Annotated in this window: 11 protein-coding genes; 9 read left to right on the top strand and 2 right to left on the bottom strand. The window is 63.3% G+C overall.

The window, feature by feature from the left end; genetic code table 11:
• Window positions 1-34 precede the first annotated feature (34 nt).
• The 6 genes from LSG43_RS03385 to amt all read left to right on the top strand — a co-directional run bounded on the left by LSG43_RS03385 (window position 35) and on the right by amt (window position 7,900).
• Window positions 35-1,096: a putative urea ABC transporter substrate-binding protein gene (locus tag LSG43_RS03385; protein ID WP_231801272.1), complete on the top strand. Its 1,062-nt coding sequence runs from the start codon at window positions 35-37 to the stop codon at window positions 1,094-1,096.
• 24 nt (window positions 1,097-1,120) lie between these two features.
• Window positions 1,121-2,014: an ABC transporter permease gene (locus LSG43_RS03380; protein WP_231801270.1), complete on the top strand. Its 894-nt coding sequence runs from the start codon at window positions 1,121-1,123 to the stop codon at window positions 2,012-2,014.
• On the top strand, window positions 2,011-2,802 hold the full coding sequence (locus LSG43_RS03375) for an ABC transporter ATP-binding protein (RefSeq protein WP_231801268.1): 792 nt from the start codon (window positions 2,011-2,013) through the stop codon (window positions 2,800-2,802). Before LSG43_RS03380 ends, LSG43_RS03375 begins: the two co-directional genes overlap by 4 nt.
• Window positions 2,795-4,036 carry an agmatinase family protein gene (locus tag LSG43_RS03370; protein ID WP_231801266.1) on the top strand — a complete coding sequence of 414 codons (1,242 nt, stop codon included), beginning with the start codon at window positions 2,795-2,797 and terminating at the stop codon, window positions 4,034-4,036. The genes LSG43_RS03375 and LSG43_RS03370 overlap by 8 nt, the downstream gene beginning before the upstream one ends.
• 3 nt (window positions 4,037-4,039) lie before the next feature.
• On the top strand, window positions 4,040-4,576 hold the full coding sequence (locus LSG43_RS03365) for a hypothetical protein (protein WP_231801264.1): 537 nt from the start codon (window positions 4,040-4,042) through the stop codon (window positions 4,574-4,576).
• 84 nt (window positions 4,577-4,660) lie between these two features.
• On the top strand, window positions 4,661-7,900 hold the full coding sequence (amt, locus tag LSG43_RS03360; RefSeq protein WP_231801263.1) for an ammonium transporter: 3,240 nt from the start codon (window positions 4,661-4,663) through the stop codon (window positions 7,898-7,900).
• Window positions 7,901-7,904: 4 nt separating this feature from the next.
• On the opposite strand, the gene LSG43_RS03355 is transcribed toward amt, so the two are convergent.
• Complete coding sequence (locus LSG43_RS03355; protein WP_231801261.1) at window positions 7,905-9,107, bottom strand: endonuclease/exonuclease/phosphatase family protein; 1,203 nt, start codon at window positions 9,105-9,107, stop codon at window positions 7,905-7,907.
• 173 nt (window positions 9,108-9,280) lie between these two features.
• On the opposite strand from LSG43_RS03355, the gene LSG43_RS03350 reads away from it, so the two are divergent.
• Window positions 9,281-10,327 (top strand): dipeptidase, encoded by a 1,047-nt coding sequence (locus tag LSG43_RS03350; RefSeq protein WP_231801259.1) that lies wholly within the window; start codon window positions 9,281-9,283, stop codon window positions 10,325-10,327.
• A gap of 43 nt (window positions 10,328-10,370) precedes the next feature.
• Here the strand turns inward: LSG43_RS03350 and LSG43_RS03345 are convergent, their stop codons facing one another.
• On the bottom strand, window positions 10,371-12,227 hold the full coding sequence (locus tag LSG43_RS03345) for an ABC transporter ATP-binding protein (protein WP_439651995.1): 1,857 nt from the start codon (window positions 12,225-12,227) through the stop codon (window positions 10,371-10,373).
• Between the two features lie 339 nt (window positions 12,228-12,566).
• Here LSG43_RS03345 and LSG43_RS03340 point away from each other — a divergent pair, with 339 nt between their 5' ends.
• Both LSG43_RS03340 and LSG43_RS03335 read left to right on the top strand, forming a co-directional pair.
• Window positions 12,567-13,253 (top strand): hypothetical protein, encoded by a 687-nt coding sequence (locus LSG43_RS03340; protein ID WP_231801258.1) that lies wholly within the window; start codon window positions 12,567-12,569, stop codon window positions 13,251-13,253.
• Between the two features lie 15 nt (window positions 13,254-13,268).
• Complete coding sequence (locus tag LSG43_RS03335) at window positions 13,269-14,696, top strand: O-antigen ligase family protein (RefSeq protein ID WP_231801256.1); 1,428 nt, start codon at window positions 13,269-13,271, stop codon at window positions 14,694-14,696.
• The last annotated feature ends 67 nt before the right edge of the window (window positions 14,697-14,763 follow it).

The raw sequence follows: 14,763 nt of genomic DNA, 5'->3' as shown, positions 1-14,763 counted from the left end.
ATCCCGGTCCAACGCACAGGAAGGGCGCATCTTCATGGTTACCAGACTCCTAACGAGCCTCGCTTTGGCCTCCGCCGCCACACTCCCCCTCGCCGCAACGCCTGCCTTCGCGCAGGAAAAAACCGAGTTCTCCGTCTGCTGGTCGATCTATGTGGGCTGGATGCCATGGGGCTATCTCGAAGAGAGCGGCATCATGGACAAGTGGGCCGACATGTACGGCATTTCCGTCGATATCGTGCAGATCAACGACTATATCGAATCCATCAACCAATACACCGCCGGCGCCTTCGACGGTTGCTCAATGACCAATATGGACGCGCTCTCGATCCCCTCGGGCAGTGGCGTCGACACCACCGCGCTGATCGTCGGGGATTATTCGAACGGCAATGACGGCGTGATCCTCAAAGAGGGGACGAGCCTCGAAGAGATCGCCGGGCAAACGGTCAACCTCGTCGAGCTTTCGGTCTCCCACTACCTCCTCACGCGCGGGCTCGAAACGGTCGGGCTTTCCGAGCAGGACATCACCGTGGTCAACACCTCGGACGCCGATATGGTCGCCGCGGCGGCCACCTCCGACGTCACAGCCCTCGTCACCTGGAACCCGCTCCTGAGCGAAATCCTTGCGATGGACGGCACGACGCTCGTTTTCGACAGCGCCGACATCCCCGGCGAGATCATCGACATGATGGTGGTCAACACCGAGGTACTCGAAGCCAATCCCGATTTCGGCAAGGCGCTCGTGGGCGCGTGGTATGAGGTCATGAGCCTCATGGCGGCAGGGGACGAAGACGCCCTCAGCGCAATGGCCGCCGCCTCGGGCACCGACCTTGCCGGCTATGAGGCCCAGCTCGCCTCGACCGAGATGTTCTTCACCCCCGCCGACGCCGTCGCCTTCACAGAGAGCGGTGACCTGCCCGCGACAATGGAGTTCGTCGCCACCTTCCTGTTCAACCACGGCATTCTGGGCGAAGGCGCGCCGAGCCCCGAATTCATCGGCGTCCAATTTCCGGACGGCTCGGTCTATGGCGACGAGAACTACGTCAAGCTCCGGTTCGACCCGACATATATGCAGATGGCTGCAGACGGGGCGCTTTAGCGCCCCGCCCGTGGAAGCCGGCAAATGAGCACGATCGAGAACGGCGCAAAGCCTGTCGCGGGGGTGGAACACGGTCCCCCGCCGCGACATCACCCCCTTCGTCTCATCAACCGCGCGCCCAGCCGCCGCCTCGCGGTGTTCCTCGGCGCGCTGCCCTTCGTCGCGCTTGTCGTCGCCTACACCGCTGCAAGCCATGTCCGCCGCCTCGATAACCCGTCGGACCGCCTCCTTCCGTCTCTCGAATCCATTGGCGCGGCCTTTTTCCGCCTCGCCACCGAGCGCGACGTCCGCACGGGCGACATCACGCTCTGGGTCGATACGTTCGACAGCCTCACCCGCCTCGGACTTGGCCTCGGCGTCGCGCTCGCCTTCGCGCTCGTCCTCGGCATCGCCATCGGCTTTCTCCCGCATATCCGCTCCGCCCTTGCGCCCTTCATCGCCGCGGTCTCGCTCATTCCGCCGATCACCATCCTGCCGATCCTCTTCATCGCGCTGGGGTTGGGGGAAACGTCCAAGATCGCGCTCATTACGCTCGGCACCGCGCCGGTCATGATCCGATCCATGGCCCAGGCGGTCATCGATATTCCCCGCGAGCAGATGGTGAAGGTCCAGACGCTCGGGGCCTCCACCTGGCAGATCGTCACCCGCGTCGTCCTCCCCCAGATGATGCCCAAACTGATCGCGGCTTTGCGCCTCGCCCTCGTGCCGGGCTGGATCTTCCTCATCTCCGCGGAAGCGATCGCCTCGACCTCCGGGCTGGGCTACCGCATCTTCCTCGTCCGGCGCTATCTCGCGATGGACGTCATCCTCTCCTATGTCATCTGGATCACCATCCTCGCCTATCTCCTCGACCGGCTGCTGCTGTGGTGGTCGCGTTCGGCCTTCTGGTGGAGCCACCTGGAAGGAGACAGCCTGTGAGCGCGCTCGACGTCCGCAACCTCGGCATGGCCTACGGGGGAACCCCCATCCTCGAACGGGTGAACCTTTCGGTCGCGCCGGGGGATTTCTGCACCATCGTCGGCGCCTCGGGCTGCGGGAAATCGACGTTCCTGCGGCTGCTCCTTTCCCAGGAGCGCCCCACGCGGGGACAAATCCTTCTCGACGGCGAGAACCTCCCGCCCGAGCCGACGCCGGATCGCGGCATCGTTTTCCAGCGCTATTCGGTGTTCCCGCACCTGAGCGTCGAAGACAATCTCATCCTGTGCGCCGAATTCGCCGCCGCGCCGCTGACGGGCCGATTCTTCGGCGCCAAACGCCGCGCGGCGCGCGCCACCGTCGATAGCCTTCTCGAACAGATCGGGCTCGCCCACGCCCGCAAGCGCTGCCCCGCGCAGCTTTCGGGCGGCATGCAACAGCGGCTCGCCATCGCGCAGGCGCTTATGATGAAGCCCAAGGTGCTGCTGCTCGACGAGCCCTTCGGCGCCCTCGACCCCGGCATCCGCGCCGACATGCACGAATTGCTTTTGAAGCTCTGGGACGAGATGAAGATGACCGTCTTCATGGTCACCCACGACATCGGCGAAGCCTTCAAGCTCGGGACCCGCGTCCTGGTCTTCGACAAGATCCGTCACGACCCGCACGACCCTTCGGCCTATGGCGCCACCATCACCTACGACCTGCCGCTCGAGAGAAAGCGGCATGTGCAACCACCCGAAACCATAAACGAGCTCATTGCCACCTCAGAGGAGATACCCGCCCATGCGTGATCTTTTTTCGTCCCCTCGTCAGCACGGGCCCCGCATCGGCACCCGCCCATCCCTCGACGCGCCCGCACGCCAGGCGTTCCACCACCCGGATTTCGACAAGCTGCAGATGCGCGGCTGGAAGGCGGCGCTCGCCGAAGGGGAGATCCCGCAGGATGCGTGGCGGAAAGAGCGCGCCTGGGCGCTCCGTATGGGCCTCACCGGCTCCGACAGCCTCACCGACAAGAACATCCCCACATTCGCGCGCGGCGAGCTTCCGCACTACGCGGGGATAAACACCTTCCTTAAGGCGCCCTATATCGAAGACGTCACGCAGGTGGGCAATTTCGATGCGGCGGTCATCGGCATTCCCTTCGACGGCGGCACCACCTATCGCCCCGGCACGCGCTTCGGCCCGCAGGGGGTGCGGAAAATCTCCGCGCTCTATACCCCCTACAATTACGAGATGGGCATCGACCTGCGCGAGCAGATGACGCTGTGCGACGTCGGCGACGTCTTCACCATCCCTGCCAATATCGAAAAGACCTTCGATCAGATCACCCGCGCGGTTTCCCATGTCGTCTCGTCGGGCGCGCTGCCCATCATGATCGGCGGCGACCATTCGATCGGCTTCCCCTGCGTGCGCGGCATTGCGCAATGCACCTCCAAACGCATCGGCATCGTCCATTTCGACCGGCATATCGACATGCAGGAAAAAGACCTCGACGAGCGGATGCACACCACGCCCTGGTTCCACGCAACCGACCTCGCCAACGTTCCGGCGGTCAACCTCGTCCAGGTCGGCATCGGCGGCTGGCAGGTTCCGCGCGAGGGTGTGCAGGAGGCGCGCAAGCGTAATTCCAACATCTTCACCATGCGTGACGTCGAGGAACTGGGGCTTGAAGAAACCGCCACCCGCGCGCTCGAACTCGCCTGGAAGGATGCGGACGCGGTCTATATCTCCTTCGATATCGACTCGGTCGATTGCGGCTTCGTGCCCGGCACCGGCTGGCCCGAGCCCGGCGGCTTCCTGCCGCGCGAGGCCCTCGAACTCGTGGGGCGCGTCGCGGCGGAGGGGATATGCGGGCTTGAAGTCGTAGAAGTATCCCCGCCCTACGACACCTCTGATATAACAGCGCTATTGGCGACGCGCGTCATCGTCGACGTGCTCGGATCGATGGTTTCGGCGGGAAAACTCGGCAGCCACAAGTCGATTATCGACAAACCCGTCTCGATCCCCCGCGGACCGGAGGTTTGAGCCATGCATGATGGCGTTCATCATCACCATCATGGCGCCCATGGTGGTCATCATAGCCCCCACGATGCTCAGCGTGGCCGTCATGATGCTCAGCGTGGCCACACCCATGACGACGTCGCCCTGCGCCATCACGGTCATGGCCATAATCACCCTCACGGCGCCGCCGAACACCTTCACTCGCACCCGCACGGCGAGGGCGGAAACGCCGAGGAACTCAAGGTTCTCAGCACGGCTTTCCTTGATGGCTTTCGCGCCGCCGAGGACAAGACGAGCTATCTGCGCCTCGCCGGCATCCCGTTTCATCGCGAAGGCGGCGACGGGCTCACCCAGCACCTCGTCGACGCGCGCATCGAAAGCCATTGGCAATTGGGCACCGCCTCACCCGCATTTGCCTCCAAGGAATTGATGTATCTACCTTTTCCCGGTCCGATGGTCACAGCACGCGAGACGATGACCTTCACCTATGTCTCCTTGACCGAACGCGCCGATATCGACCTCGCAACCCTCCTCACACCCCGGCTAAGTCACGAAGAAACCTAGCGCTTTTTCACCTAATTATACGCAAACTTAACCATTGCGGGCCGAACCTCCACATTGGTGCAAACGCCCTTTGCGGGACGGAAAATGGTTGGGTTCAAAACGCTTGCCGCTGCCCTGGCGGCCGGCCTGTGCTTCGGCGCGGCACCGGCATATGCGCAGGATGCCGCGGCACAACTCGCCGATCTGAGCCTCAGGCTCGACATGGTCTGGCTCCTCGTCGCGGCAGGCCTCGTACTTTTGATGCAAGCCGGCTTCATGCTGCTCGAAGCGGGCATGGTGCGGTCCAAAAACTCCGTCAACGTCGCCCAGAAAAACCTCCTCGACCTGGTCTCGGCCGTCTTCGTCTTCGCCATATTCGGCTTCATGCTGAGCTTCGGGACCAGCAAAGGCCCGGTCGGCTGGGACGCCGACTTCCTCTTTCTGCGCAATCTAACGCCTTGGGAATACGCCTTTTTTGCCTTCCAGGTGATGTTCTGCGGCACCGCCGCGACCATCGTCTCGGGCGCTGTGGCGGAGCGGCTGCGGCTTCATTCCTATGTGGTGTGCTCGCTGGTCGTCGCGGGGCTCGTCTATCCGGTTTTCGTGCATTGGGCCTGGGGTGCCGCGCTCCTTGAAAACGCCGGGGCGTTCCTCGCCAATCTCGGCTTCGTCGATTTCGCGGGCTCCACGGTGGTTCACGCCACGGGCGGCTGGGTCGCGCTGGCGGCATGCTGGGTCCTGGGTCCTCGCGCCGGAAAGTACGGGCCCGACGGGAAACCGGTCCGGCTTTCGGGCCACAGCGCGGTGCTGACGACGGCGGGCACCATGCTGTTGTTCGTGGGCTGGATCGGCTTCAATGGCGGCTCCACCGCCGCCGCGGTCCCCGCAATCGGTCCGATCATCGCCAACACCATCCTCGCGGCGGGCGCAGGCGGGTTCATCGGCTACGTTCTCGGGCTCGCGCTCGACGATATCGCGCTGCCTGAAAAGCCCATCTGCGGGCTCTTGGGCGGTCTCGTCGCTGTGACTGCCGGCTGTCATGTGCTCGATGGAACCGGCGCCCTGATCGTCGGGCTCATCGGCGGGATCGCGGCGATCTGGGGCAATTGGCTGCTCGAACATAAACTCAGGATCGATGACGCGGTCGGTGCAATCGGCGTGCACGGCTTTTCCGGCGTCGCCGGCACGCTGGCTCTGGTTTTCCTCGCGATGCCGGACACGCTGCCACATACGAACGTCCTCACGCAGTTCGGCGTCCAGCTCTTCGGCGTCGTTCTCAACTTCGTCTGGTCCTTCGGGCTGGGCTTTGCCTGCTTCAAGCTCATGGAGCATTTCTGGTCGATCCGCCCCACCCGCGCCGAGGAACAGCGTGGCCTCAACGAAATCGAACACAATACGCGGATCGGCGTGGGGCACGTGGAGACGGCGCTTGGCGCATTGATCACAGGCAAGGCCGGGCTGGATCTCCGGCTTCCGGTCGAGCATGGCGACGACGCCGAAGCGCTGACGCATTTGTTCAACCGCTTCATGTCGCGGGTCGAGGCCGCCGAAAAGGCTCGCGGTGACCAGCGCGAGATCGCCCGCGCACGCGAGGAAGCCGAGCGCCTGAGTTCAATGGCCGACGCCGCCTTTGAAGGCATCTGCGTCACCGTCGACGGCCGCATCCAGGATGGCAACAAGGCGCTCGAAAACCTGCTGGGGCGCGGGCTTGAAACACTGCGCGGCCTGCCGTTCAACGATATCGTCAGCCCCGGTGGTGTCGGCATCGTCGAAAGGGCGCTTGCTGCGGACGACGGACACCCGTTCGAAGTTGCCGTTGTTGCGATCGACGGCAGGGATATCCCGGTGGAGATCCGCACCAAGCGGGTTGTGTATCACGGCCGGATGACGCGGGTTTTTGCCATATCCGACCTCAGGGAGCGCAAGATCGCCGAGGACCGCATCCGCTTCCTTGCCCAGCACGATCCCCTCACCGGCCTTCCCAACCGTGCCGTTTTCAACGATCAACTCGAAACCGCGATCGACAGGGTCGTCAACCGCAGCACCATGGGAGCCTTGCTTCTGGTCGACCTCGACCGTTTCAAGGACGTCAACGACATCCACGGTCATCCCGCGGGCGACGCGGTGATCCGCGAGACGGCGAAACGCCTGACGCAGACCGTAGGCCAGGACGGCATTGTGGCCCGGCTTGGCGGGGACGAATTCGCCGTCCTCGTTTCCGACATCCATTTCGAGAACCAGGCCAGTGACCTCGCCCATTCGATCATTGAAGCGCTGTGTCAGCCTATCGTCGTGGATGAGAAAGTCCGCGTTCGCGTGGGCGCAAGCGTCGGCGTCGTCGTAATTCCCCGCGACGGCAACGAGGGCGACCTCGTGTTCGCCCGTGCGGATATGGCGCTTTACGTCGCCAAGGCGGGCGGGCGCAGCACCTATAGCGTGTTCGAGCCGGGCATGGACGCGCAGTTGCAGGTGCGACGCATGCTCGAGGCCGATCTCGAACAGGCGATCGACCGGAACGAGCTCGAACTTTATTTCCAGCCGCGGATCGACCTCAAGCAGCGGCGGATTTCGGGCTACGAGGCGCTGCTGCGCTGGAATCACCCCAAGCGCGGTCAGATTTCGCCGGCCGAATTCGTGCCCGTCGCCGAGGCCAGCGGCCAAATCGTCGCCCTTGGCGAATGGGTGCTCAAGCAAGCGTGCATCATTGCCCGCGACCGGCTCGGGACCGATACGGTCAGCATCAACGTCAGCCCGGTTCAGTTCCGCGACCGGACCTTCGTCGAAAAGGTTCTCGGCATTATCGAGGAGGTCGGAATCGCGCCCCAACGTGTGGAGCTCGAGCTCACTGAAAGCGTGTTGGTTGAAGACGAGGGGCGGGCCATTTCGATCTTCAAGCGCCTCAAAGCGGTGGGCATCAAGATCGCGCTCGACGACTTCGGTACCGGCTATTCCTCCCTTTCCTATCTGCAATCCTTCCCCTTCGATTGCATCAAGGTCGACCGGTCCTTCGTCCAGAACCTGTCCGACGACAAGAACGCCCTCGCGATTGCCAAGGCGGTGATCGAGCTGGGAAAATCTCTGGATTTGCGAATTGTCGCCGAGGGCGTCGAGCGGCAGAGCGAACTCACACTGCTCTCGGAAAGCGGGTGCGACGAGGTCCAGGGCTTTCTCACCGGACGGCCCATGCCGGTCGACGCCCTGCCGTCGCCCTTGCCCGATGCGGTCGCATGGCTCGAAAGCGGCAGTGTCTCCGAACGCCCCGACATGCACCGGGCGCTGCAAGTGCTCGAAGCGCGTGGCTCATTCGCGGCCCTCGCGCCGGTAGCGGCGGACAAAGCAGGCTAGAGCGCTATTCGATCGCAATGTCCACCCAGACCAGGCGATGGTCCGAGGTTTGCGCGTCCTCGGGTCCGAGCAATTCGGCGAGCGGGTCGTCGGCAGTAGGCCAGAAGATGCCCGAACCGGTCACCGTCAGGTCGGCCGAAGGCAGTACATAGTCCACGCGCATGTTCCCGGCACCGCCCATTCCATCGAAGAAATCGGCCGTGTCATACCGGGGATCGCCTGTATGGCCGCCGTTTACGCCGCCGTCCGCCGCCGCATCCTCAGCCCCGCCCTCGCTCGCCGGCATGGGATCCTGCACCCTTTCGGCCGCAAGCAGCGCAGCGCCAACGTCGCGCATGCCGTCGCCGTCGTTGGGATCGAGATTGAGGTCACCCAGAATGACGAAGGACGCGTCCGCGGGAAGGCCGCCCGTTTCGCCGGCGTCGTCGTAGATGTAGTCGGCACCGCCGACGTAGTCGATCCAGAAGCGCACCTCGTCGGCGTTGCGCGTGCCGTTGCGATCTTCCGGCCCGTCGAAAACCGGAGGCGTAGGGTGGCTGGCGAGAAGGTGAATGACCGTATCGCCTGCTTCGACCGGAACATCCCAGTGGCTCTTGGAGGAAAGCCGGAATTTCTCCAGTGTTTCCGCCGTATAGTAGTCCGCCGGTGCCGAGGTGCCGGGATCGTCCGGCAGGCGGGCGTTGGGCATGTCGCGCCAGAGAAATTCCTGGAACGTTCGCGCGTCGTCCCGGGCGATCGGGAGCTTGGAGAGGATGAGCATGCCGTACTGACCGGGGAAAAATCCGAAGCCGAACGCGTCGCCCGGCCCGACCGGGCTCGAATCGCGGTCGAGATCGATACCGGTTGGAATGCCCGTATTGGATGGAGCACTGAAGATGGCCGCCGGCACCCAGGGCTCGGCGCCGTTCTGGCTCCGGCTTAAAAAGTTGTCGACAAAAAGCCGGGCCGCCGCGCCGTCCTCGTCGTAGTCGAATTCGTTGATGAGGACGACGTCCGGGTTGACCCGCTGGATGATCTCGGCAACCCGCGCGGGCTGCGTTGCCGCGGGATCGGCGAGGTCGGACGCCAATTGCCCCTCCTCGCCGCGATTGAGCGAAGCGTTGAACGTCGCGATGCGGATCGCGCCGTCTTCCGCCGGTTGCTGCGCCGCGAGCGAAACCGTGCCGGCAAGAAATGCGATGGCAAACGATAGGAGCAGACGTATCATTTCCAGAGCCTCCGTGGTGGATCGTCCAGAGCCGCTAGTAAGGCCCGTTTGCCGAACACTCCCGGTTTTCAAAGACGGATATGTGACGCTTGCCCAAGCCGGCCCTGGCTTGCCACGCTGGCGCGCCACCCGTACCCTCCGACGTCGCTACCATCCTGCCGGACTTTTTTTTCATGATTCCCGTATTCGACGGTCACAACGATGTCGCCCTGCGTCTTTTTCTCCAGAGGGAGGGCGACCCTGTCGCGGCGTTTCTTGATGGCGGCGGTCCCGGGCATATCGATTTGCCCAAGGCGAGGGCCGGCGGCCTGGCAGGAGGCTTTTTCGCGCTCTATGTACCTTCCGCCGAAAAGCTCGATTTGACCGCCCTCATGGGCGAAACCTACGATCTGCCACTGCCCCCGCCACTCGATCGCGAAGCGGCGCAGGAGGTGGTCGATACCGAACTTGCCCTGCTCAAATCGCTCGCTGAGCGTTCGGGCGGCGCCGTCTCGATCTGCACCTCTACGCGCGACATCCGCGCGGCGCACGAGCGCGGGGCGCTGTCGGTCATCGTGCACCTGGAGGGCGCCGACGCCATCGACGCCGATCTTACCTATCTCGAAACGCTCTATAACGCCGGGCTGAGATCGCTCGGCCCGGTGTGGAGCAGGCCCACGATCTTCGGGCATGGCGTACCCATGCGGTTTCCAGGCTCCCCCGATACCGGCCCCGGGCTGACCGATGCGGGTAAGCGCCTCGTTGAGGCGTGCAACCGTCTCGGTGTCATGATCGACCTTTCGCACCTTAACGAAAAGGGCTTCTGGGACGTGGCCGCATTGTCAGACGCGCCGTTGGTGGCCACCCATTCGAACGCCCACGCGATTTCCCCGGTCCCGCGCAACCTCACCGACCGCCAGCTCGATGCGATCCGGGAGAGCGACGGGATCGTCGGGCTCAATTTCGCCACCGCCTTCCTGCGTCCCGACGGACAGATGCGGACGGATACCGACCTTACGCTGATTGTGCGGCATCTCGATTTTCTGGTCGAGCGGCTGGGGGAAACCCGCGTGGGCATTGGCTCGGATTTCGACGGCGCGCTTATCCCGGATGCCATCGGATCGGCGCGGCACCTGCCGGTCCTCTTCGAGCGCCTCGCCCGGCACGGCTACGATGCCGCGCTTCTCGAAAAAATCGCGTTCGAAAACTGGATGCGGGTGCTGTCGCGGATCATCGATTGAGGAAGGCCCGCCGCGAGCGCCGCGGCGGGCCTCATTGTTGCGGCTAGATGCTGGCCTGGACTTTGTGCAGTGCTGCATAAAGTCCGTCGGCAGCCATCAGAGCGTCGTGCGTGCCCTCCTCGCCGATGCCGTTCTCTGTCAGCACCAAGATCCTGTCCGCGTGGCGCACGGTGGACAGGCGGTGTGCTATGACAATCGTCGTCCGTCCGCGGGTCAATTCGAACAGCGCCTGCTGCACCGCCCGCTCGCTCTCATTATCGAGTGCGCTCGTTGCTTCGTCGAAGATCAGAATGGCCGGGTTCTTGAGGAAGGCCCGTGCGATTGTCAGCCGCTGTTTTTGCCCCCCTGAGAGCTTGACCCCGCGCTGACCGATATCGGTATCGTATCCATTGGGCAGGGCCGAGATGAAGTCGTGGGCGTTGGCCGATTTGGCCGCCGCGACAACCTCTTGGTCGGTTGCATCGGGCCGTCCATAGCGCAGGTTCTCCGCTACAGTGCCGGAGAAGAGGTAAACGTCCTGCTGGACGACGCCCACGCCGCGGCGCAACGAAGCAAGCGTGAGGTCCCGCACGTCCCGGCCATCGATGGTGATGACGCCCGAATGGATGTCGTAAAAGCGTGGGATGAGCGCGCACAGCGTACTCTTGCCCACGCCGGACGGTCCCACCAGAGCCACGAATTCGCCCGGCGCAATGTCGAGCGAGAGGTTCCGCAGCACGTCCGGGCCTTCGTCCCCATAGCGGAAGCTGACGTCCCTGAAGGCGATTGCGCCACCCATATGAGGGACATCGATGGCGCCGGGGCGGTCGGCAATGTCGGGTGCCACCTCGAGCAGCTCCATGGCCCTTGCGAACCCGGTATAGCCCTCCTGCCAGAGCCGCACGAAGTTCGCGAGGCGCTGGACCGGGTCCACCAGCACCGCGACGCACAAAAGGAAGGTCAGCATGTCGGCGACCGACAAGCCGGCCGTCAGGATGCGCACCGCGCCCACGACGATCACGAGGACCATCACGAGTTGGGCGAACGTTTCGGCGCCCACCGAGAAATAGGCCTCGCTCTTATAGCCGTCGCGCCGGCTCTCGACGAAGCGGGCGTTCTCCTTTTCGAACCGGGCGGTTTCCAGCGTCTCGTTGGCAAACGACTGGACGACGCGGATACCGGCCAGGGCATCCTCCACGCGCTCGTTGACACGCGCGATCTGCTCCTTGCTCCGTTGCAGCGCCCGGTTCATCCGCTCGTTGAAATAGAGCGCGTAGATGACGGCAAATGGCGTGAGCACGCCGATCAATGCGGTCAGCACGGGGTCAATGAACGCCAGCACCAGCATGGCGCCCATGAATTTAAGCGCCGCGATCGAGAGATCCTCGGGCCCGTGGTGGAAGAGTTCACCCAGCCACAGGGAATCGTTGGTGATCCTGCTCATGAGCTGCCCGACCCGCTGACGATCATAGTAGGAGAACGAAAGCTTCTGGCAGTGCTCGAACAATTCCTTGCGCACTGCGCCCTCGATCTTGGCGCCCATGACGTGGCCCTGGTAGTCGACGAAGAAGATTGCCAGTACCTGGACGGCCAGAATGGCAAGCATGACGCCGCCCATCGTAATGATCTGGGCGATGGCTTCCGGCGTGTCCTGCAATTCGAGCAGCCGCGTCGTCACGTAGTTTGCGCAAACCGGCAGCGCCACCGCGGTTGCGGCAACCAGCAGCGCACAGGCCAGATCCGCCGCCAGAAGCGGCAGGTGGGGCCGATAATACGAGAAGAATTTCCGGGCACGCGCAAAGCGCCGGCGCCCTAAAGCGTCGGAGGGCCCTTTCGCCCGCGGTTTGGGAAAAAATCTGGCTAGGAAATGCTTATTTTGCGCATCATCGCGCGTCCTCGCCAAAGAAAATGGAACGTACATGAAGCTTCATGTCCTTGTTGTCGATATCTCCTTTCTGATTGGACATGACCGCTTTCATTTCGCTCTCCCTTGGCGGGTACTCAAGTTCGTCCGTCGTTATAAACGGCACTCTCCTGATGGACAACAGGCTGCGGCCGGTCATTTGTCGCGCGTGACATTCCGGACACACATATGCGTGAACATGTCAGTATTCCTGACACTATGACTTGAACCGGTAACGCAAAACAGGCCGCGGGATCGGGATTTTACTACTTCTTGCGCGCATTAACCGGCATTTCGACAAGTCGTTGACCAAAACCGGCGATCAAATCACAATCAATGGACAAAGAAAGCTCCAACATGGTGATAACCAAATTGCTTTCTCGTCGTCTTGGGCACCTGATCGTCGTCGCGGCCGCTCTGGTTCTGATCATCTCCGGAGGCTTGCTGGTGCGTTTGGAGGCTGCGCCCTATTTCTGGGGCTCCGGCTCGGTGAACGCGCGCTTCGAGCGGCTGAGAACCCAAGAGGTCCCTCTGCCGGTCTCCATCCACGGCGTTCGCGTGGCGACCGATGTTTGCCTGGTCGCGCTAAGCGGGCTCCGCGCAACGCTGCGCCCTCAGGAGCCGCTTGCTCAGGTGCGCCGGAAGTGCCTGGCACTCATGGAAGAGGCGATCGCCGCAATGCCGACGGACAGCTACACCTGGTACGCCGGCGCCTTCATGCACTTCCAGGCCGACGCTGTCGAAACCGGCAACCATTGGCTTGCGATGTCGCAACGCACGGGTCCGGCCGAACAATGGATCGCCGAAGTGCGCGTCGCTCTTGCCGAAGAGAATTTCGAGCGGCTCGACGACGCCACCCGCGCGCTACATCTGGCCGACCTGGGCCTGTTGGCGGCTTCCCAGCGCGGTGTCGCATCGATCGCCTTGCGCTATGTCAATGACGAGGCGTTCCGGGAGCGCATCACTGAGGTCGTCGAGACGCTCGATCCCGCGATCCAGCAGCGCTTCGTTCAGAACGTGCGTGCCGCGGCAGCGGCGCTCTAGGAAGGTATCGCAGACATGTCGACATCGTCCATCGATCCCATCCGCGTCCGCACCACGCACCCCGCATCGCGCAGAAGTTCTTTCGCGCTCGGGAGCGGTCAAGCTGGAACCAACACCGCACTTTCGGCTGCTCTTGTCGTTTTCTTGTTTCTTGCCCCCATTCCCCTTGGCGGCAACCGGCCGTTCTTCTGGGCCGTGAACGCAGTCGCGGTTGGCCTCGCGGCTCTTGTCTATGCCGTCGCAATGATGCGCGCGGGAGAGACCTGGCGGATTTCCGTGCGTCAGCAGGCCAGCATCGTCGTGCTATGGGCAGCGAGTGTTGCGTTCCTGATCGTCCAGTTTCTCCCGCTCGGGGACTTCTGGGATGGCCTTTACGCCATAACCCGGGATGGAACGAAAATACCCACCCTGGCGATAAGCGTCGCGCCGGGCGAGACGGCTCTCATGGCATTGCGCATGCTGACCTACGGGATGTTCTTTTTCCTCGTCCTGCAGCTCGCGGCGAACCGGACCCGCGCGGCCCTCGTGCTCCGCGCGATATTCATCATCGTTTGCGCCCATGCCGCCTACGGGCTGCTGGCCGTCACCCAGCTTGGCGACCCGCTGCTGTTTTTCGAAAAGTGGGCCTATGAGGGTTCCGCGACAGGCACTTTCGTCAACCGGAATTCCTACGCGACCTTCCTGGCGTTCGGACTGGTCATCGGGCTCGTTTCTGCATTGCGGGCGCTGTTTTCCGGCAACGGCCGCCGCGGCACCAACGAAAGCCTTGTTGCCGCTGCGCTCTATCTGACGGGAACCGTCGTCATCGCTGCGGCACTGGTTGCGACGCGCTCGCGTATGGGACTTGCCGCCGGCGCGCTTGGCTGTGCCCTTTGCGCGTTGGTCGTCGGGCTCAAGCTGTGGTCGCGGCGCAAGGACGCGTTTTTTCTCGGCGCCGGGCTGACCCTCGGGCTAACCGTCGCCGCCTTTTTCCTTTTCGGATCGGGCACGCTCGAAAGGCTCGGAAGCACCGAACAGGATCTCGACGTTCGCGTCGCGCTTTACACTCAGGTCATCCAGATGATCGCCGAGCGGCCCTGGCTTGGGTTCGGCGGAGGCGCGTTCGAGGTCGCCTACCCCCTGTTCCATGCTCTGCCCGTAAGCCCCGATCGTATCTGGGACCGCGCCCATTCGACCTATCTGAGCCGCTGGACCGAGATGGGGGTCGTGTTCGGCTCCTTGCCGATGGTCATCCTCCTGATCATCGGGTGGCAATGTGCACGATTTGTGCGGCGGCGGGAGCAGGATTGGTGGCTGCCGCTCGTTGCCGTTGGCGTGCTCGCGGTAGGCGCTGTGCATTCGACGGTCGACTTCAGCCTGGAAATGCAGGCCAACACCTTCTTCCTCCTTGCGATCCTCGCCCTTGGCGTATCGCACTACACGCATCGACAAGAGAGTAGATGATGCTGCACTCGCCGGGCGCCCAACCAACCAGTCAATCGACACGCTATCCCGAGCGGCAAGCCGCCAA

Source organism: Pelagibacterium xiamenense, assembly GCF_021166475.1.
GTDB lineage: Bacteria > Pseudomonadota > Alphaproteobacteria > Rhizobiales > Devosiaceae > Pelagibacterium > Pelagibacterium xiamenense.
The sequence above is the reverse complement of the archived record's forward strand: the minus strand, read 5'-3'. Positions and strand labels throughout refer to the sequence as shown.